This window comes from Mycobacterium sp. 1423905.2 (genome assembly GCF_001673155.1).
In the GTDB taxonomy this organism is placed as follows: Bacteria; Actinomycetota; Actinomycetes; order Mycobacteriales; family Mycobacteriaceae; genus Mycobacterium.
Window position 1 is genome coordinate 1 of record NZ_LZLE01000001.1, and the last position, 17,873, is coordinate 17,873.

At 67.5% G+C, this 17,873-nt stretch carries 20 protein-coding genes and 2 pseudogenes; 11 read left to right on the forward strand and 11 right to left on the reverse strand.

Annotation, left to right across the window (positions count from 1 at the left end):
* Window positions 1-239: 239 nt before the first annotated feature.
* The 4 genes from A9W95_RS00005 to A9W95_RS00020 form a co-directional block, all read right to left on the reverse strand.
* Window positions 240-1,418 carry a PP2C family protein-serine/threonine phosphatase gene (locus A9W95_RS00005; protein WP_371327998.1) on the reverse strand — a complete coding sequence of 393 codons (1,179 nt, stop codon included), beginning with the start codon at window positions 1,416-1,418 and terminating at the stop codon, window positions 240-242.
* A gap of 286 nt (window positions 1,419-1,704) precedes the next feature.
* The gene (locus tag A9W95_RS00010; RefSeq protein ID WP_067408470.1) at window positions 1,705-2,874 is read right to left on the reverse strand and encodes an acyl-CoA dehydrogenase; all 1,170 of its coding nucleotides are present in this window, start codon (window positions 2,872-2,874) and stop codon (window positions 1,705-1,707) included.
* Between the two features lie 74 nt (window positions 2,875-2,948).
* On the reverse strand, window positions 2,949-3,461 hold the full coding sequence (gene purE / locus A9W95_RS00015) for a 5-(carboxyamino)imidazole ribonucleotide mutase (RefSeq protein ID WP_067408472.1): 513 nt from the start codon (window positions 3,459-3,461) through the stop codon (window positions 2,949-2,951).
* Window positions 3,458-4,705, reverse strand: coding sequence for a 5-(carboxyamino)imidazole ribonucleotide synthase (locus tag A9W95_RS00020; protein WP_371327999.1), 1,248 nt, complete (start codon window positions 4,703-4,705; stop codon window positions 3,458-3,460). Before A9W95_RS00020 ends, purE begins: the two co-directional genes overlap by 4 nt.
* 98 nt (window positions 4,706-4,803) lie before the next feature.
* Between A9W95_RS00020 and A9W95_RS00025 the strand changes: the two genes are divergently transcribed.
* The gene (locus A9W95_RS00025) at window positions 4,804-5,469 is read left to right on the forward strand and encodes a GtrA family protein (RefSeq protein ID WP_067408476.1); all 666 of its coding nucleotides are present in this window, start codon (window positions 4,804-4,806) and stop codon (window positions 5,467-5,469) included.
* Here the strand turns inward: A9W95_RS00025 and A9W95_RS00030 are convergent.
* Both A9W95_RS00030 and A9W95_RS00035 read right to left on the reverse strand, forming a co-directional pair.
* Window positions 5,424-5,942, reverse strand: a complete 519-nt coding sequence (locus tag A9W95_RS00030; RefSeq protein ID WP_067408478.1) for a PH domain-containing protein — start codon at window positions 5,940-5,942, stop codon at window positions 5,424-5,426. The genes A9W95_RS00025 and A9W95_RS00030 overlap by 46 nt on opposite strands.
* A 9-nt stretch (window positions 5,943-5,951) precedes the next feature.
* Entirely contained in the window at window positions 5,952-6,776 is an 825-nt protein-coding gene (locus A9W95_RS00035) for a biotin--[acetyl-CoA-carboxylase] ligase (protein WP_067408480.1), read from the reverse strand.
* Window positions 6,777-6,856: 80 nt separating this feature from the next.
* Here A9W95_RS00035 and A9W95_RS00040 point away from each other — a divergent pair, with 80 nt between their 5' ends.
* From A9W95_RS00040 to A9W95_RS00075, 8 genes and pseudogenes are all read left to right on the forward strand, one after another.
* Window positions 6,857-8,506 carry an acyl-CoA carboxylase subunit beta gene (locus A9W95_RS00040; RefSeq protein ID WP_067408482.1) on the forward strand — a complete coding sequence of 550 codons (1,650 nt, stop codon included), beginning with the start codon at window positions 6,857-6,859 and terminating at the stop codon, window positions 8,504-8,506.
* Window positions 8,503-8,799: pseudogene (locus A9W95_RS00045) on the forward strand (acyl-CoA carboxylase subunit epsilon); the annotation flags it as partial. The gene A9W95_RS00040 and the pseudogene A9W95_RS00045, both read left to right, overlap by 4 nt.
* Window positions 8,796-9,443, forward strand: a complete 648-nt coding sequence (locus A9W95_RS00050; protein WP_067408486.1) for a nucleoside triphosphate pyrophosphatase — start codon at window positions 8,796-8,798, stop codon at window positions 9,441-9,443. The pseudogene A9W95_RS00045 and the gene A9W95_RS00050, both read left to right, overlap by 4 nt.
* A 3-nt stretch (window positions 9,444-9,446) precedes the next feature.
* The gene (locus tag A9W95_RS00055) at window positions 9,447-9,938 is read left to right on the forward strand and encodes a pyridoxamine 5'-phosphate oxidase family protein (protein ID WP_067408488.1); all 492 of its coding nucleotides are present in this window, start codon (window positions 9,447-9,449) and stop codon (window positions 9,936-9,938) included.
* Between the two features lie 38 nt (window positions 9,939-9,976).
* On the forward strand, window positions 9,977-10,870 hold the full coding sequence (locus A9W95_RS00060) for a sulfurtransferase (protein ID WP_067408490.1): 894 nt from the start codon (window positions 9,977-9,979) through the stop codon (window positions 10,868-10,870).
* Between the two features lie 10 nt (window positions 10,871-10,880).
* Window positions 10,881-11,300, forward strand: coding sequence for a SufE family protein (locus tag A9W95_RS00065; RefSeq protein WP_067408492.1), 420 nt, complete (start codon window positions 10,881-10,883; stop codon window positions 11,298-11,300).
* A 122-nt stretch (window positions 11,301-11,422) separates the two neighbouring features.
* On the forward strand, window positions 11,423-13,216 hold the full coding sequence (locus A9W95_RS00070) for an acetyl/propionyl/methylcrotonyl-CoA carboxylase subunit alpha (protein WP_067408494.1): 1,794 nt from the start codon (window positions 11,423-11,425) through the stop codon (window positions 13,214-13,216).
* Window positions 13,217-13,441: 225 nt separating this feature from the next.
* Window positions 13,442-13,840, forward strand: coding sequence for an STAS domain-containing protein (locus A9W95_RS00075; protein ID WP_067408497.1), 399 nt, complete (start codon window positions 13,442-13,444; stop codon window positions 13,838-13,840).
* Here A9W95_RS00075 and A9W95_RS00080 read toward each other — a convergent pair.
* The 4 genes from A9W95_RS00080 to A9W95_RS00095 all read right to left on the reverse strand — a co-directional run bounded on the left by A9W95_RS00080 (window position 13,811) and on the right by A9W95_RS00095 (window position 16,224).
* Window positions 13,811-14,599, reverse strand: a complete 789-nt coding sequence (locus A9W95_RS00080) for an RNA polymerase sigma factor SigF (protein ID WP_067408499.1) — start codon at window positions 14,597-14,599, stop codon at window positions 13,811-13,813. The two genes, A9W95_RS00075 and A9W95_RS00080, sit on opposite strands and share 30 nt — an antisense overlap.
* Window positions 14,596-15,033 carry an anti-sigma factor gene (locus A9W95_RS00085; RefSeq protein WP_067408501.1) on the reverse strand — a complete coding sequence of 146 codons (438 nt, stop codon included), beginning with the start codon at window positions 15,031-15,033 and terminating at the stop codon, window positions 14,596-14,598. Before A9W95_RS00085 ends, A9W95_RS00080 begins: the two co-directional genes overlap by 4 nt.
* A gap of 400 nt (window positions 15,034-15,433) precedes the next feature.
* Window positions 15,434-15,745 carry a protein UsfY gene (gene usfY / locus A9W95_RS00090; protein ID WP_067408503.1) on the reverse strand — a complete coding sequence of 104 codons (312 nt, stop codon included), beginning with the start codon at window positions 15,743-15,745 and terminating at the stop codon, window positions 15,434-15,436.
* Window positions 15,746-15,840: 95 nt separating this feature from the next.
* Window positions 15,841-16,224, reverse strand: a complete 384-nt coding sequence (locus A9W95_RS00095; RefSeq protein ID WP_067408509.1) for a hypothetical protein — start codon at window positions 16,222-16,224, stop codon at window positions 15,841-15,843.
* A 270-nt stretch (window positions 16,225-16,494) separates the two neighbouring features.
* Here A9W95_RS00095 and A9W95_RS00100 point away from each other — a divergent pair, with 270 nt between their 5' ends.
* Together A9W95_RS00100 and A9W95_RS25800 are read left to right on the forward strand one after the other, a co-directional pair.
* Complete coding sequence (locus A9W95_RS00100) at window positions 16,495-17,172, forward strand: TetR/AcrR family transcriptional regulator (protein WP_067408505.1); 678 nt, start codon at window positions 16,495-16,497, stop codon at window positions 17,170-17,172.
* 30 nt (window positions 17,173-17,202) lie between these two features.
* Window positions 17,203-17,559: a DEAD/DEAH box helicase gene (locus tag A9W95_RS25800; RefSeq protein WP_371327997.1), complete on the forward strand. Its 357-nt coding sequence runs from the start codon at window positions 17,203-17,205 to the stop codon at window positions 17,557-17,559.
* Here the strand turns inward: A9W95_RS25800 and A9W95_RS00105 are convergent.
* Window positions 17,459-17,873 (reverse strand): annotated as a pseudogene (locus tag A9W95_RS00105) (DEAD/DEAH box helicase); the annotation flags it as partial. The gene A9W95_RS25800 and the pseudogene A9W95_RS00105 overlap by 101 nt on opposite strands.

The window sequence follows — 17,873 nt, forward strand, 5'->3', positions numbered from 1 at the left end:
GGTGCGCGTCGAACGCGCGCTGGAGATCTCCTGATGGCGCACGCGCCGCTGCGCGGGGCTCAGCTCACCGTGCGCGGCTGGCAAGCCCTGGTGCTGTCGGTCATGGGCGTGGTGGTGCTGGCCGGCGCGGTCGCCGGTGCGTTACTGCTGCACCGCAGCGACGCGTTGTCGCACCAGCTCCGCGACGACATTCAGCCCGCGCACGGTGAGCTGAGCCCCGCGCAGCGGCGCGTGCGCCATCAGGAGATCTCCAGCGCGCGTTCGACGCGCACCACCGCGATGTCGTCGGTGAGCCCGCCGCGGGACTGCGCGCGTTGCTGTGCGCCGTCGATCAGCGCGTCGACGAACGCGGGCCCGGGCAGGTTGACGTGGGACCGCGCCAGCGCCAGCAGCCCGTCCTCGCCGAGGCGTTCGATGCCGCGGCCCGAATACCCTTCGAACAGCCCGTCGGTGAGCAGCAGCAGGCCGTGACCGACGGGCAGCTCCAGCTCGACCTGCGGCCAGTCGTTGAACCGGAGTCCCAGCGCCGGACCCCCCGGCGGCTCGATCCACTCCACCGTGTCCGGGCGCTGCCACAGCATGCCGGGATGGCCGGCGCGGATGGCGGTGAGTCGCTCGCTGTCAGGCTGGATCGCCAGGCTGAGCACCGTCGCGAACACCCCGGTGTCGGTGCGTTCGGCGTGCAGGACCCGCTCGAGTTGGCGCATCAGGTCGACCCCGTGAATGCCGGCGAAGGTGAGCGTGCGCCACGCGATCCGCAATGCGGCGCCCAGGGCTGCCTCGTCGGGGCCGTGCCCGGCGACGTCACCGATCAGCACGTGCACGACTCCGTCCGGCAGCTGGACCACGTCGTAGAAGTCACCGCACAGCAACGCGTTCTCGCGGCTGGGCCGGTAACGGGTGACGATGTCCACGCCGGGGCGGTCGAGCAAGATCGGCGAGGGCAACAGCCCGCGTTCCAGCAGAGCGTTCTCCCGCGCGCGCAGTTGAGTGGCGCGCAAGTCGGCGGCGATGAGCTCGGCCCGTTTGCGCTCGATCGCATACAACAACGCCCGACGCAGCATCTCCGGCTCGACGCGACCTTTGACCAGGTAGTCCTGGGCACCTGCCGCCACCGCCGAGGCACCGAAGTACTCGTCGTTGAGTCCGGTCAGCACGACGATCGGAACGGTCGCATCGCTTTTCAGAATGCGGTTCAAGGCGTCGATCCCGTTGGCGTCGGGCAGATTGAGATCCAGCAGCACACAGTCGGGACGCGACGAAGCCAATTCGCGTTCGGCATGCGCCATCGACTGTGCCCACACCACCTCGATGTCGGCGACCGCGTCCGCGATCAGGTCTTCCACCAGCACCGCGTCACCGCGGTCGTCTTCGACCAGCAGCAGCGAAAGGGATTGCCAATGCGGCGTCGAATCCAGGCCCGGGGCGAGTCCCGGCGTCAGTTCGGGGTCATGCGGCGCGCGCACGGCAGCCAACGTCCTTCAAGTGATACCCCCTGGCCGTGGTGACACCCGTCTGCTCGAGTAGGACGAAGACCGACAATAGTGGGCGCGCGGCGAACTGCCGCGCTCGACCTTCGCAGCCCCGCCGGCCGCCCGATAGCGTGCGCTGGGTTGCAAGGGTGCATCCTATTCGGTGCAGCTGGCGTTTACGCGCAGATACGCCGCGTTCACGCCCGCTGGAGCCGGCGCCGGCATCGCCGGGTCAGCGCAGCAGCGCGCGGCTCATCACCACCCGCTGGATCTGATTGGTGCCCTCGTAGATCTGGGTGATCTTGGCGTCGCGCATCATGCGCTCGACCGGGAAGTCCTGGGTGTAGCCGTACCCGCCGAACAGCTGCACGGCGTCGGTGGTCACCTCCATAGCCACATCGGAGGCAAGGCACTTCGACGCCGCCGAAATGAACCCGAGGTTGCCCTCGCCACGCTCGGCGCGGGCGGCCGCAGAGTAGACCATCAGCCGCGCGGCCTCCACCTTCATCGCCATGTCGGCGAGCATGAACTGCACGCCCTGGTTGTCGCTGACCGGGCGGCCGAACTGCTTGCGTTCCTTGGTGTAGGCGATCGCGGCGTCCACCGCGCCCTGGGCGATGCCGACCGCCTGGGCGCCGATGGTCGGACGGGTGTGGTCAAGGGTGGCCAGCGCCGTTTTGAAACCCTGCCCCGGGTCGCCGATGATGCGGTCGCCCGGGATGCGGCAATTCTCGAAGTACAGCTCGGTGGTGGGCGAGCCCTTGATACCGAGCTTCTTCTCCTTGGGGCCGACGGTGAAGCCCTCGTCGTCACTGTGCACCATGAACGCCGAGATCCCGTTGGCGCCCTTGTCCGGATCGGTCACGGCCATCACCGTGTACCAGTCCGACTTGCCGCCGTTAGTGATCCAGCACTTGGCGCCGTTGAGGATCCAGTCGTCGCCGTCGGCCTTGGCCCGGGTCCGCATGGACGCGGCGTCGCTGCCTGCCTCGCGCTCACTGAGCGCGTAGGAGGCCATCGCGGTGCCGTCGGCGATCTGCGGAAGCACTTGCTTCTTGAGCTCGTCGGAGCCGCGCAGGATCAAGCCCATGGTGCCCAGCTTGTTGACCGCCGGGATCAGGGACGCCGAGGCGTCGACGCGAGCCACCTCCTCGATGACGATGCACGCCGCCACCGAGTCCGCGCCCTGGCCGCCGTACTCCTCGGGGACGTGTACGGCGTTGAACCCGTTGGCATTCAGCGCGTCCAGCGCTTCCTGCGGGAAGCGGGAATTCTCGTCCACGTCGGCGGCGTGCGGAGCGATCTCCTTTTCCGCCAGCGCGCGGATGGCGGCCCGCAACTCCTGGTGTTCTTCGGGTAAGTGAAACAGATCAAACGACGGGTTTCCGGCCCAACTGGCCATCACGAGCCTCCTTGCCCTCTGCCTGCGACGCCGTTGTTCCTCGGGCCGGTGCTCGGCCCGTCATCGCAAGGCTACTAGCCAGTAACTTTACCCTGAAGATCGCGCAGCGCCGCATCCTTGGCCCGCACGCTCTCGGCCAGCTGGTCCTGGAACTCGACGATGCGGGCGCGCAGTGCGGGGTCGCACGATGCCAGGATGCGCACGGCGAGCAAGCCGGCGTTGCGGGCGCCGCCGATGGACACCGTGGCCACCGGGACACCGGCCGGCATCTGCACGATCGACAGCAACGAGTCCAGGCCGTCGAGGCGGGCCAGCGGGACCGGGACCCCGATAACCGGCAGCGGCGTGGCCGACGCGACCATTCCGGGCAGGTGCGCGGCACCGCCGGCCCCGGCGATGATCACCTCGAGCCCGCGGTCTGCCGCGGTGCGGGCGTAGTCGAACATCACCTCCGGCGTCCGATGTGCCGAGACCACCCGCACCTCGGCCGGGATGTCGAATTCGGCCAGCGCCGCGGCGGCGTCGGCCATCACCGACCAGTCGCTGTCGCTGCCCATGATCACCCCGACCCGGGGCTGCGGGGTCATGTGCGCTGCTCCTCCTCATCGTTCGGGTGTGCGTGCGGGTCCCAGCCGTCCGCCCACTGCCCGTGGGCCAACCAGTGGGCCGCCAACTCAGCGCGTTCCCGCAGCTGCGCCAGCCCGGCGGTGTTGGTGCCGAGAAAGTTGATATGCCCGACCTTGCGCCCGGGCCGCTCCGCCTTGCCGTACAGGTGCACCCGGGCGTCAGGCATCCGCGCGAACAGGTGGTGCAACCGCTCGTCGACCGACATGGCCGGCGGCTCCGCGGCGCCGAGGACGTTAGCCATCACCGTGACCGGCACGGTGGCTTCGGTGTCGCCCAACGGGTAGTCCAGGACCGCGCGCAAATGCTGCTCGAACTGGCTGGTCTTCGCTCCGTCCATGGTCCAGTGCCCGGAGTTGTGCGGGCGCATCGCCAATTCGTTGATCAGCAGCGTGCCGTCGACCGTCTCGAACAGTTCGACGGCGAGTACGCCGACGACGCCGAGTTCGGCGGCCAACCGCAGCGCGAGCCGTTGGGCGTCCGCCGCCGCGTCGCCACCCAGGTCGGGTGCCGGCGCGATGACCAGCACACAGATGCCGTCGCGCTGCACGGTCTCCACCACCGGCCAGGCCGCGCCCTGCCCGAAGGGTGAGCGCGCCACCAGTGCGGACACCTCCCGGCGCAGCCGCACCCGCTCCTCGACCAGCACCGGCACACCGCCGGTCAGGTATTCGCGGGCGATGTCGCGGGCCTCGACAAGGTCTCGGGCCATGCGCACGCCGCGCCCGTCGTAACCGCCGCGCACCGCCTTGACCACCAGCTCGGCCGCGTCCAGACCGGCCGCGAACTTGTCCAGCTCGGCGAGTTCGTCGAGGGTGTGGATTCCGGTGTAGCGGGGCACCGGAGCGCCGAGCGCGTCCAGCCGTTGGCGCATCACCAGCTTGTCCTGGGCGTGGACCAGCGCCTGCGGCGGCGGGGCCACGTTGACGCCCTCGGCGACCAGCTTCTCGAGCAGCTCGGTCGGGACGTGTTCGTGGTCGAAGGTCAACACGTTCGCCCCGGTTGCCACCTTGCGCAGGTCATCCAGCTCGGTGTGGGACCCGATCACCACGTTGGGGGTGACCTGGGCCGCCGGCTCGTCGGGCGCAGTGGCCAACACGCGCAGGTTCTGGCCCAGCGCGATCGCGGCCTGGTGGGTCATTCGGGCCAGCTGACCGCCGCCGACCATGGCGACAACGGGGGTGCGGGGACTCGGCACGGCCATTATGGTGTCATGGCGTCTGACCGGCGTGTTTAGCGGCTGCGGAACCAAATCGTTATGTATTATTTTGCACCGCTTTCGTGTGCGACCGTAGACTGCCGCGTGTGTCCTTTGCCGATGCCACAATTGCGCGCCTGCCCAAGGTCATGCAGCCGGTCGCGGAACGCCACCACGAATTAATCAAATTCGCGATCGTCGGCGGCACCACTTTCATCATCGACTCGGCAATTTTCTACACGCTCAAGCTGACAATTCTCGAACCCAAGCCGGTTACGGCGAAGGTGATCGCGGGGATCGTCGCCGTCATCGCCTCCTACGTGCTCAACCGGGAGTGGAGTTTCCGGGACCGCGGCGGGCGCGAACGCCATCACGAAGCGCTGCTGTTCTTCGCCTTCAGCGGCGTCGGGGTGCTGCTGAGCATGGCGCCGCTGTGGATCTCCAGCTACATCCTGGAGCTGCGCGTGCCCATGGTGTCGCTGACGTGGGAGAACATTGCCGACTTCATCTCGGCCTACATCATCGGGAACTTGCTGCAGATGGCGTTTCGCTTCTGGGCTTTCCGGCGCTGGGTGTTTCCCGACGAGTTCGCCCGCAGTCCCGACAAGGCGCTGGAATCTGCGCTCACCGCGGGCGGTATCGCCGAAGTCTTCGAAGACGAGCTCGAGGGCGGGAACGTCACACTGCTGCGGGTCTGGCGCAACCGCACCAAGGCCGGCCGGCTCACTCAGCTGGGCGACTCCTCGGTCCCCAAGGTGTCGAAGACTTCGTGATACAGCAGCGCGTGCACCTCACGCAGGCGCGGGATGTTGTGGAACTGCAGCGGATCTTGTGACGCCGACTCGATGATGAGCGTCCCGGTCCGGAAAATGCGCTCAAAGATCCGGTCCCGGAACTCCACGCTGTTGATGCGGGCCAGCGGGATGTCGATGCCGCTGCGGGTCAGCACCCCTTGCCGGTACATCACCCGCCGGTTGGTGACCACGAAGTGTGTGGTCAGCCACGTCAGGAACGGCCACAGCGTCAGCCAGCCGACGATCACCAGCCAGATTCCCCAGACGACGCCGTAGATGATGTTCTTGGCCAGTTGCTGCCAGGGCGTCGAGTTGACGAAACCCGAGCCGGTCGCCGCCAGGGCGGTCACCAGGATCAGCACCAGGACCGGCCAGATCAGGCGCTTCCAGTGCGGGTGCCGATGCAGCACCACCTGTTCGCCCGCGGCCAGGGCATTGTCCGGATAGCTCATCAGGGGAAGCTATCGCACGTGCACCACGTCGCCAGCGGAAATCACGACGGTCTCGGGTGGTTTGCCGGCGTCGTCGAGCCCGGTCTCCAAGCGCAGTCGACCCTGGTCGTCGATGTCGCGGGCGATGCCGACAATTCGGCGCCCCCCGGGCAGTTCGACACGCACTTGGGAGCCGATGGTCAAGCTGCGCGCCCGGTAGTCGGCCATCAACTGCGCGTCGGCCCCGCCGGCGCGCCGCCAGCCGGTGATCCGTTCGGCGAGCTCGCGCAGCAACCGCCGGACCAGCAGCTCGCGATCGGGCGTGGCGACGCCTTGGTCCAGCAGCGAGGTGGCTCCGCCACCGGCCACCTCCTCCGGCGCTTGGGTGACGTTGAGCCCGATCCCGATCACCGCGAAGGGCTGCGTGACCTCGGCGAGGATGCCGGCCAGCTTGCCGCCCCCGGCGAGCACGTCGTTGGGCCACTTCAGGCCCGCCTCCACGGTGGTTTCGGTGGCCACCGCGTCGACCACTGCCAGGCCCGCAGCCAGCGTCAGCCAGCCCCAGCCGGCGGGCGGGACGTCGGCCACCCGCACCCCGACCGACAGCGTGACCTGCGCCCGCGGGGCGGCCGACCAACCGCGCCCGTGCCGGCCCCGGCCGGCGGTCTGGTGCTCGGCGATGAGCACCGACCCGTCGATATCGGCCCCCCCGGCCGCCCGCGCCAGCAGGTCGGCGTTGGTGGAACCGGTTTGCTCCACGACGTCGAGTTGGCGCCAGAACGACGTCGCGCCGGTGATCTCCGCGCGCAACGCGTCGGCGTCCAGCGGCGGCCTGAGCTTTTCGCGGTCCGTCACCGCCCCAGACTAAGACGCGTAGCGGCGTCGGTGGTGGCGGGAACCGACTGACAATGCGACTGCCGATACCATCGACTCCCATGACAAGCGTTACCGACCGCTCGGCTCATTCCGCAGAACCTGCGAGCGAGCACACCATCGACATTCACACCACCGCCGGCAAGCTGGCGGAGCTGCACAAGCGCCGGGAAGAGTCGTTGCACCCGGTCGGCGAGGCCGCCGTCGACAAGGTCCACGCCAAAGGCAAGCTGACCGCGCGGGAACGGATCTACGCGCTACTGGACGAGGGTTCTTTCGTCGAACTCGACGCCCTGGCCAAGCACCGCAGCACCAACTTCGGGTTGGAGAAGAACCGCCCAGTCGGCGACGGTGTGGTCACCGGCTACGGCACCATCGACGGGCGCGACGTGTGCATCTTCAGTCAGGACGCCACCGTGTTCGGGGGCAGCCTGGGTGAGGTCTACGGCGAAAAGATCGTCAAGGTACAGGACCTGGCGATCAAGACGGGTCGCCCGCTGATCGGCATCAACGACGGCGCCGGTGCCCGCATCCAAGAGGGCGTCGTCTCGCTGGGCCTGTACAGCCGGATCTTCCGCAACAACATCCTGGCCTCCGGCGTCATCCCGCAGATTTCGCTGATCATGGGGGCGGCCGCCGGTGGGCACGTCTACTCCCCCGCGCTGACCGACTTCGTCGTGATGGTCGACCAGACCAGCCAGATGTTCATCACCGGCCCCGACGTCATCAAGACCGTCACCGGTGAAGACGTGACCATGGAGGAACTCGGCGGCGCCCACACCCACATGGCCAAGTCCGGCACACTGCACTACGTCGCCTCCGGCGAGCAGGACGCCTTCGACTGGGTGCGCGAGCTGCTCAGCTACCTGCCGCCCAACAACTTCACCGACGCGCCGCGCGAGCCCGCCCCGGTGCCGGCCGGCCCGATCGAGGAGAACCTCACCGACGAGGACCTCGAACTCGACACGCTGATCCCGGACTCACCGAACCAGCCCTACGACATGCACGAGGTGATCACCCGCATCCTCGACGAGGACGAGTTCCTCGAAATCCAGGCCGGCTACGCCCAGAACATCGTGGTCGGCTTCGGGCGCATCGACGGCCGGCCGGTCGGCATCGTGGCCAACCAGCCGACCCACTTTGCCGGCTGCTTGGACATCAACGCCTCGGAGAAGGCCGCGCGCTTCGTGCGAACCTGCGACTGCTTCAACATCCCGATCGTCATGCTGGTCGACGTCCCGGGCTTCCTGCCGGGCACCGGACAGGAATACAACGGCATCATCCGGCGCGGCGCCAAGCTGCTGTACGCCTACGGCGAGGCCACCGTCCCGAAGATCACCGTCATCACCCGCAAGGCCTACGGCGGCGCGTACTGCGTCATGGGTTCCAAAGACATGGGTTGCGACGTCAACCTGGCCTGGCCGACGGCCCAGATCGCGGTGATGGGCGCCTCCGGGGCCGTCGGCTTCGTCTACCGGCAGAAACTGAAGGAAGCGGCCGAAGCCGGCGAAGACGTCGACGCGCTGCGCCTGCAGTTGCAGCAGGAGTACGAGGACACCCTGGTCAACCCGTATATCGCTGCCGAACGTGGATACGTCGACGCGGTGATCCCGCCGTCGTACACCCGGGGTTACATCGGTACCTCCCTGCGGCTGCTGGAACGCAAGATCGCTCAGGTGCCGCCGAAGAAGCATGGGAACATACCGCTGTGAGTCGAGTGAGCGGAACGAGCACAGCGAGTGACGGGAACGAGACGAACGATTCAGCTATGACCGAGGTGACCGAGCAGCCGCAGCCACCCGAGCCGCACATTCACGTGCTGCGTGGACAGCCCACCGACGCCGAGCTCGCCGCGCTCATCGCGGTGCTCGGCAGCATGGGCAGCCCACCGCAGCCGCCCACGCCGGAACCCACTCGCTGGGGCCTTCCGGTCGACAAGCTGCGGTACCCGGTCTTCAGCTGGCAGAGGATCACGCTGCAAGAAATGGTCCACATGCGCCGATGACCCGGCTGGTGCTCGGGTCCGCCTCCCCTGGGCGGCTCAAGGTGCTTCGTCAAGCGGGCATCGATCCGCTGGTGATGGTGTCCGGCATCGACGAAGCCGCGGTGATGACCGCCCTCGGGCCGAAACTCGGCCCCGCCGACGTGGTCGCCGCGCTGGCCCGCGCCAAAGCCGAGCAGGTGACCACCATGCTGGTCGGGCCGCAAAGCATCGTGGCCGCCGATTGCGTGGTGATCGCGTGCGACTCGATGCTGCTGATCAACGGACGCCTGTGCGGCAAGCCGCAGACCGTGGCCGAAGCCCGTCAGCTCTGGCTGAACATGGCCGGTCGCGCCGGCCAACTACTCACCGGCCACTGCCTCATCCGTATGACGGACAACCGAATCGTCTACCAGACCGGCGAAACAGTAAGCACCACAGTTCATTTCGGCACGCCGTCGACAGCCGACCTGGAGGCCTACCTGGGCACCGGCGAGTCACTGCGGGTGGCAGGAGGATTCACCCTCGACGGGCTGGGCGGCTGGTTCATCGACCGCGTCGATGGCGATCCGTCCTCGGTGGTGGGCATCGGACTGCCAGTGACCCGGTCGCTGCTGCACCGCGCCGGGCTGTCGCTGGCCGCACTGTGGGCCGCCAACCCCGTCTGACCCATGCTCAGCACCTGGACCGGATTCGCCGCTGCAGCCCCGCAGATCGCCGCCGTCTTCACCCGTCGCCACCGGGCCACCAGCAACCTATGCCTACTGGCCACCCTGCGCTCCGACGGGTTCCCCCGGATCAGCCCGATGGAGCCCCGGTTCTTCGACGACCGGCTGTGGCTGCCCGGCATGCCGGGCACCACCAAATTCGCCGACCTGGACCGGGACCCGCGATTCTGCCTGCACACCGCCACCGTCGACACCCAGGTCAGTGATGGTGACGCAAAACTGTGGGGCCGCGCCGAGGACTGCACCGACGACATGCTGCGGCACCGCTTCGCCACCGAGCTGTTCGAAGACACCGGCTTCGACCTGCGCGGGCAGTACTTCGCGCTGTTCGGGGCAGAGATCACTGCGGCATCGGCGGTCGTCCTGCGCGACGGCCACCTCGACATCATCGTGTGGAAGCCGGGCGAGCCGGAAGGAGTGGTGCGCAAGCACTGAGCTAAAACCTCGTCGGCAGCGGTGAGTAGGCTGGCAACGTGCCGTTGCCTCCTGATCCAAGCCCCACCCTGCTGGGTTACGCCCACCCCGAGCGGCTCGTGACGGCGGACTGGCTGTCTGCCAACATGGGCGCGCCCGGGCTGGCGATCGTCGAATCCGACGAAGACGTCCTGCTCTACGACGTCGGTCACATCCCCGGCGCCGTCAAGATCGACTGGCATACCGACCTCAACGATCCCCGGGTACGCGACTACATCAACGGCGAGCAGTTCGCCGAGCTGATGAACAGCAAGGGCATCGCCCGCGAGGACACCGTGGTGATCTACGGCGACAAGAACAACTGGTGGGCGGCCTACGCGTTGTGGGTCTTCACCTTGTTCGGCCACCCGGACGTGCGACTGCTCAACGGCGGCCGCGACTTGTGGCTCGCCGAAGGCCGGGAGACCACACTCGAGGTTCCGACCAAGACGTCAACGGGTTACCCGGTGGTGCAACGCAACGACGCACCGATCCGGGCGTTCAAAGACGACGTGCTCGAGGCGCTGGGCAGTGGCCCGCTCATCGACGTGCGCTCCCCGGACGAATACACCGGGAAACGCACCCACATGCCCGACTACCCCGAAGAGGGGGCGCTGCGCGGCGGCCACATTCCGACCGCGCGATCCATCCCGTGGGCCAAGGCCGCCGACGACAGCGGCCGGTTCCGCACCCGCGAGGAACTCGAGGAGCTCTACGGGTTCGTCTCCCCGGACGACAAGACCATCGTCTACTGCCGTATCGGGGAACGGTCCAGCCATACCTGGTTCGTGCTCACCCACCTGCTCGGCAAGCCCGGCGTGCGCAATTACGACGGCTCCTGGACCGAGTGGGGCAACACCGTGCGAGTGCCGATCGTGACCGGCGAGAGCCCCGGAGAAGTGCCCGCTCGATGACTGCTGTGCCATGAGTCTGCCCGCCCCGTTGGCCGAGGTGGTGTCCGACTTCGCCGAAGTGCAAGGTCAGGACAAGCTGCGGTTGCTGCTGGAATTCGCCGACGAGTTACCGCCGCTGCCCGCCGACTTGGCCGAGGCGGCCATGGAGCCCGTACCCGAATGCCAATCCCCGCTGTTCCTGCATGTCGACGCCGACGACCCGGAGCGGGTCCGGTTGTATTTCAGCGCCCCGGCCGAGGCGCCGACCACCCGTGGGTTCGCCTCGATCCTGGCGACCGGGCTCGACGAACAGCCCGCCGCCGACATCCTGGCGGTGCCGGACGATTTCTACACCGAACTGGGGCTGGCCGCGTTGATCAGCCCGCTGCGGCTGCGCGGAATGTCGGCGATGCTGACGCGTATCAAGCGGCGGCTACGCGACGCCGGATGACTTTGGGGGACACCGCCTAACTCGGCTTACGGCGCGGCGCTTAGACTTCGACATCGTTGTAAGAAATTCTCTTAGAGAATCAGCGAAACGACCGCCCGCAGATATGCCATACAGGAGGCGCAGTGGCTAGTCACGCCAGCTCCAGGATCTCCAAGGTGCTCGTCGCCAATCGCGGCGAAATTGCAGTCCGGGTGATCCGGGCGGCCCGCGATGCCGGGCTGGCTAGCGTGGCGGTCTACGCCGAACCCGACGCCGACGCTCCCCACGTAAAACTGGCCGACGAGGCCTTCGCGCTGGGTGGGCAGACCTCCGCGGAGTCCTACCTGGACTTCGGCAAGCTCCTCGACGCGGCAGCCAAGTCCGGCGCCAACGCGATTCACCCCGGCTACGGGTTCTTGTCGGAGAACGCCGATTTCGCCCAGGCGGTCATCGACGCCGGGCTGATCTGGATCGGGCCGAGCCCGCAGTCGATCCGCGACCTCGGCGACAAGGTCACCGCCCGCCACATCGCCGCCCGCGCGCAGGCGCCGCTGGTGCCCGGCACCCCCGACCCGGTCAAGGACGCCGACGAGGTGGTGGCCTTCGCCCGTGAGTACGGCGTGCCGGTCGCCATCAAGGCGGCCTTCGGCGGCGGCGGTAAGGGCATGAAGGTCGCCCGCACCATCGAGGAGATCCCCGAGTTGTACGAGTCGGCCGTCCGCGAGGCGGTCGCCGCCTTCGGCCGCGGCGAATGCTTCGTCGAGCGCTATCTGGACAAGCCACGCCACGTCGAGGCGCAGGTCATCGCCGACCAGCACGGCAACGTCATCGTCGCCGGGACCCGCGACTGCTCCCTGCAGCGCCGCTTCCAGAAGCTGGTCGAGGAAGCGCCGGCCCCGTTCCTCACCGACGCGCAGCGCAAGGAGATCCACGAGTCCGCCAAGCGGATCTGCAAGGAGGCGCACTACTACGGCGCCGGCACCGTCGAATACCTGGTCGGCCAGGACGGGTTGATCTCCTTCTTGGAGGTCAACACCCGTCTGCAGGTCGAGCACCCGGTCACCGAGGAGACCGCCGGGATCGATCTGGTGTTGCAGCAGTTCAAGATCGCCAATGGCGAGAAGCTCGACCTCAGCGAGGATCCGACCCCGCGCGGGCATGCCATCGAATTCCGGATCAACGGCGAGGACGCCGGTCGCGGCTTCCTGCCTGCACCCGGCCCGGTGACCCGCTACGACATCCCGACCGGGCCCGGGGTCCGGCTGGACTCCGGGGTCGAGGCGGGTTCGGTCATCGGCGGCCAGTTCGACTCGATGCTGTCCAAGCTGATCGTCTACGGCGCCACCCGTGAAGAGGCCCTGGCCCGCTCCCGCCGCGCTCTCGACGAGTTCCACGTCGAAGGGCTGGCCACCGTCATCCCATTCCACCGGGCCGTGGTGTCCGACCCCGCCTTCATCGGCGACGGCAACAGCTTCTCGGTACACACCCGCTGGATCGAAACCGAGTGGAACAACACCGTCGAGCCGTTCACCGGCGGTGAACCCCTCGACGAGGAAGAGTCGCGGCCCCGCCAGAAGGTGGTCGTCGAGGTCGACGGCCGGCGCATCGAGGTGTCCCTCCCCGGCGACCTGGCGTTGGCCAACGGCGCGCCCGACGCGGTGGGTGTCATCCGCCGTAAGCCCAAGCCGCGCAAGCGAGGTGGCAATGCCGGCGCGGCGGCCTCCGGTGACGCGGTCACCGCACCCATGCAGGGCACCGTGGTCAAGGTCGCGGTCGAGGAAGGTCAGGAGGTCGCCGCGGGTGATCTGGTGGTCGTCCTTGAGGCGATGAAGATGGAGAACCCGGTCACCGCCCACAAGGACGGCGTCATCACCGGGCTGGCCGTGGAACCCGGCGCCGCCATCACGCAAGGGACCGTGCTCGCCGAGATCAAGTAGGCCGACGCGTCTCCGGCTGAGGAAACTGTGAATCGGATTGGAGACGTTGTCGACTGTCGCCCATGGCGAGTAGGGTGCAGAACAGGTTGAGTTCACAGCCGTCCGGAATACGTCCTGTAATTGTTCTGGGTCGATCGGGGAGGCGGGCTCCCCAATTTTCAACGGCTCTTTGCACGCTTGGCGTGATCCACAGTACGAACGTTCTTCTGCTGATGGAGCCAACAAATGTCATCTGTGAACCACTCCCGCCTTCGTAGCGGTACCGCAGATTTTTCCGCCCAGTGGGGCCCTTCGGCCGGTGTCATCACCGCCAACGGTGAGCTCGACGCCGCCAACGCCGACCAATTCGCCGATTACGTCCAGCACTGCGCGAAGTTCTGCAAGCACATCGTGTTGGACCTGCGCGGCGTGGATTTCATTGGCACAGCTGGGTTTTCCGCCCTGCACCGAATCAACGTGGTGTGCTCGGCGGCCAACGCGCACTGGGCGATGGTGCCCAGCCGCGAGGTGTCGCGGTTGCTGCGGGTCTGCGACCCGGACGGAGCCCTGCCGATCGCCGAGTCGATCAACGACGCCGCGGAGGCCGAGCCGGGCCTACTGCAGTTGATCCCGGAGCCGTGTTAACGACTTAGCCAGCAGACGGGATACGTGCATCTGGGAGATGCCGACCCGCTCGGCGATCTGCGTCTGCGTCATCGACTCGAAGAACCGCAAGATCAGCACGGTGCGTTCCCGCTCGGGCAGCGCCTCGAGCAGAGGGCGAAGCGCCTCTCGGTTCTCGATCTGGTCCAGCCCGGAGTCGACGTCGCCCAAGGTGTCCGCGATGGCACGGGCGTCGTCGTCTTCGCTGCCGCCCCCGCTGTCGATGGACAGCGTGTTGTAGGAGCTGCCCGCCACCAGCCCTTCGACGACCTCGCCGCGGTCCATCCCGAGTTCCGCGGCGAGTTCGGTCGCGGTGGGCGCGCGGCCCAGCCGCTGTGACAGGTCGGCGGTGGCGGTGCCCAGCCGCAAGTGCAGCTCTTTGAGGCGCCGAGGCACCTTGACCGACCAGCTGTTGTCGCGGAAGTGGCGCCGGACCTCGCCCATGATGGTCGGCACCGCGAACGACACGAAATCCGAACCGGTTTCGACGTCGAAGCGGACAACCGCGTTGACCAGCCCTACCCGCGCGACCTGGATCAGGTCGTCGCGCGGTTCACCGCGGCCTTCGAACCGCCGCGCAATGTGGTCGGCCAACGGCAGGCAGCGCTCGACGATCTTGTCGCGGTGGCGTTGGAATTCCAGTGAGTCGGTGGGCAAGCCCGCCAGCTCACGGAACATGTCGGGGACATCGGCGTATTCGTTCGGTCGCGAATTGGAACCGCCGGCGGAAGGTGTTGTCACCTGCCAGGCGCCGCCCGTCGCGCGGTCAACGAGATACCGAAGACACTGCCGGCCGCGTCCGGTTGGCGCCCGTCGTGGAATGTCTTGACGTCGTCGGCCAACGAAGTCAGGACATGCCAGCTGAAACTGCCCGGCGCGACCACGTCGTGAGTATCGCAGGCCGCGGAAGCTTCCACCACAAGCTCGTCGACTCGGGGATCGACCACCAACCGCAGCGTGGCGTCCGGCGTGGCCGAGCGGATCAGCCGAGTGCACACCTCGTCGACCGCCAGCCGCAGGTCTGCAACGGCGTCGAAGTCGAGGTCCTCAAAAGTACCTATGGCACCCACCAGGGTGCGCAGCATCGCCAAGTTCTCCAGACGCGCGGCAACGCTCATCTCGACGGCGCGAGCACCGCGTTGGCGCCCCTCTGTGCGTAGATCCGCATCGGTCATGTGGCCTCCCGGCAATGTTTGACCGACGCCACCACTGGCCGAGGCCCCACCCTGAATACTGCCTGGGGCCCCGTCCTGAGTCTGGGGTTCTAGCCGGTTGCTCATGATCGCCATCGGCTATCTAACCAGTTACCGGTGAGGCACACGGGACCGGCACCATCGCGTCGCGCGACCACTACCGGGTAGTGGCCGACGGAACGCCGATGCCGCCGATCAGGGTCGCCATAGGGATTGGTGTCGGTGCATTCGTGATTTTCAACCCCATGATGGGGCAACCACGCTGACGCAAATGTGCCGGTACTCATCATGGTCTACACCTGATACCCAGACGCCGTTGAAGGTAAAACCACGAGAATTTGTGGTCTACGACGCAATTTCGCGTGTCTTGCGGGTCGTCCGGTCAGCTGCAGAGGCGCTGTCTGCACACCTCGGGATGCTCGGCGTACCACCGGTCAGCGATCCGGCGGATCCGCCGATGTTCGATGGCCAACCACACCAGGCCGCAGATCGCGACGACGATGGCCGCCACACCGGCGGTCATCCCCTCGGCGTGGTGCCCGCTGCCGAAGGCGGCCAGGGATCCGACGCCGCCGATGACACCGCTCACGACCAGAAGGTAACCGGGCCAGTGCAACACGTCGATGAGCGATTCACCGGCGAGCGGCCGCGTCGTCCGTAAGTGGTCGACGGGGTCTCGAAAGGTATCCCCCATGGCTCCTCCTTCCGCGAATCCGCCCAGTCACCAGGCGATACATCAACGGTAGGCCGCACCCGTCCGGTTGGGGAGGGCCAGGAGGAACTAATCGTTTACAGCGCCAGCACCGGTCCGGCGATCGGCGGGACCCCCATGGACACCGTCAGCACCATCAGGGTGAACAGAAACCACCCCGCACCGTGCCAACCCCACCAGGTGCCTTCGTCACGCCACACCCGGTAGGTGCGCAGGAAGGCCCACAAGCCGCCGGCCAGCAGAATTAGGGGTGCGCCGAACGCGAGCATGGTCCGCTGCGGGGCCCCGCAGGCCACGGTGTCCACGCTGGTACCAGGACAGGTGCTCACCCACAGCGCGGCCATGACGAGGAAACCAACGGCCGCGACCGTCGCGAATGCGGCGAACCGCACGGCCGAGTGCACGTCCCGGTCCGCTCGTCCCAGGCGATCCCCATGCAACCGCGCATGTACTTCCTGCATCGGAAGCCCCCTCATAATCCCGCTTCGCTCAGCTTGATCGATCGTTAGCTACGTCGCGTCGGCTACCGCTTTAGTTACACCAATTGGAGGCCGCTTAGCATCTGTACCCCACAATTAGCCGCTACAAACGCTTGCGGTGCAGGTCACAGCGTTGGAGTAGGCGGTCGGGCGCTGCTCGCCGCGGACGGCTCACGCCACTAGGCGGCCCGGTGGCCGGGCGACGATCCGGTCTAGCGGAGCACAAATGTTGCATGAGTAGTATCTCTGCTTATGGCGACGGCCAGGAGACGCTTATCCCCGGAGGACCGGCGGGCGGAATTGCTCGCTCTGGGGGCCGAAGTTTTCGGTAAGCGTCCCTACGACGAGGTGCGTATCGACGAGATCGCCGAGCGGGCCGGTGTGTCGCGCGCGTTGATGTACCACTACTTCCCCGACAAGCGGGCGTTCTTCGCCGCGGTCGTCAAGGACGAGGCTGACCGGCTGTACGAAGCCACCAACGTGCAGCCACCTCCAGGTCTGACCATGTTCGAGGAAATCCGCACCGGCGTGCTGGCCTACATGGCCTACCACCAGCAGAACCCGGAAGCGGCGTGGGCGGCCTACGTCGGCTTGGGCCGGTCGGATCCGGTCCTGCTCGGCATCGACGACGAGGCCAAGAACCGCCAGATGGAACACATCATGACTCGCATCGGCGAGGTCGTGGGCGGCATCCCGGACTCCACTCCGCTGGAGGCGGAGGTCGAGCGTTATCTACGGGTCATCATCCATGGCTGGCTGGCGTTCACCTTCGAGATCTGTCGGCAGCGCATCATGGACCCGACCACCGACGCCGACCGGCTCGCCGACGCCTGCGCCCACACGCTGCTCGACTCGATAGGCCGCGTGCCGGAGATCCCCGAAGAGCTGGCGCACGCGATGGCCACCGCCCGGGTCGTCCCGCAACAGTAAGTTGTCGGTGCCCCTTGGCACCATGGAAGGGTGAGCTCCACCCCCATCGACGCGCTGGCCCGATTCAGCGCGGTCACCCGCGACTGGTTCGCCAGCACGTTCCCCGCGCCCACCACCGCGCAGGCTAGCGCGTGGTCGGCCATCGCCGCCGGGGACAACACGTTGGTCATCGCGCCGACGGGTTCGGGTAAGACGCTTGCGGCCTTCCTCTGGGCGCTGGACAGCCTGGCCGCCGCGCCGGAGCGGCCCTCGGGCACCAGCGTCCTCTATGTCTCGCCGCTCAAGGCGCGGGCCGCTCCACGGACAAGGCATCGAGGCGTTCCAAGGACAACGCCAGATGCGCACCCCGCTTGGAGGCCGCGATGGCGTGGATCTCGTCGACGATGACGGTGCGCACCCCGGTCAGGGTTTCGCGCGCCGCCGACGTCAGCATCAAAAACAGGGACTCGGGTGTGGTGATCAGCACGTCCGGCGGGTGAGCGATGAGCTGGCGACGCAGCGCCGGCGGGGTGTCGCCGGACCGGACGCCCACGCTGATGTTGGGTGCGGGCATGCCGCGACGCTCGGCCAGCCGGGTCAGCCCGGCCAGCGGGGTGCGCAGGTTGCGTTCCACGTCGACGGCCAGCGCCTTGAGCGGCGAGACATAGAGGACGCTGGTGCCCGAGGGCCGCTCCGGCGCGGCGGCCAGGCTGTCCAGCGCC

Bases quoted from the DNA above. Each gene is read 5' to 3' on its own strand.
- A9W95_RS00010 (WP_067408470.1), bottom strand. From the start codon at position 2,874: ATGGCCAGTTGGGCCGGAAACCCGTCGTTTGATCTGTTTCACTTACCC.
- purE (WP_067408472.1), bottom strand. From the start codon at position 3,461: ATGACCCCGCAGCCCCGGGTCGGGGTGATCATGGGCAGCGACAGCGAC.
- A9W95_RS00030 (WP_067408478.1), bottom strand. From the start codon at position 5,942: ATGAGCTATCCGGACAATGCCCTGGCCGCGGGCGAACAGGTGGTGCTG.
- A9W95_RS00040 (WP_067408482.1), top strand. From the start codon at position 6,857: ATGACAAGCGTTACCGACCGCTCGGCTCATTCCGCAGAACCTGCGAGC.
- A9W95_RS00050 (WP_067408486.1), top strand. From the start codon at position 8,796: ATGACCCGGCTGGTGCTCGGGTCCGCCTCCCCTGGGCGGCTCAAGGTG.
- A9W95_RS00055 (WP_067408488.1), top strand. From the start codon at position 9,447: ATGCTCAGCACCTGGACCGGATTCGCCGCTGCAGCCCCGCAGATCGCC.
- A9W95_RS00065 (WP_067408492.1), top strand. From the start codon at position 10,881: ATGAGTCTGCCCGCCCCGTTGGCCGAGGTGGTGTCCGACTTCGCCGAA.
- A9W95_RS00075 (WP_067408497.1), top strand. From the start codon at position 13,442: ATGTCATCTGTGAACCACTCCCGCCTTCGTAGCGGTACCGCAGATTTT.
- A9W95_RS00085 (WP_067408501.1), bottom strand. From the start codon at position 15,033: ATGACCGATGCGGATCTACGCACAGAGGGGCGCCAACGCGGTGCTCGC.
- usfY (WP_067408503.1), bottom strand. From the start codon at position 15,745: ATGGGGGATACCTTTCGAGACCCCGTCGACCACTTACGGACGACGCGG.
- A9W95_RS00095 (WP_067408509.1), bottom strand. From the start codon at position 16,224: ATGCAGGAAGTACATGCGCGGTTGCATGGGGATCGCCTGGGACGAGCG.
- A9W95_RS00100 (WP_067408505.1), top strand. From the start codon at position 16,495: ATGGCGACGGCCAGGAGACGCTTATCCCCGGAGGACCGGCGGGCGGAA.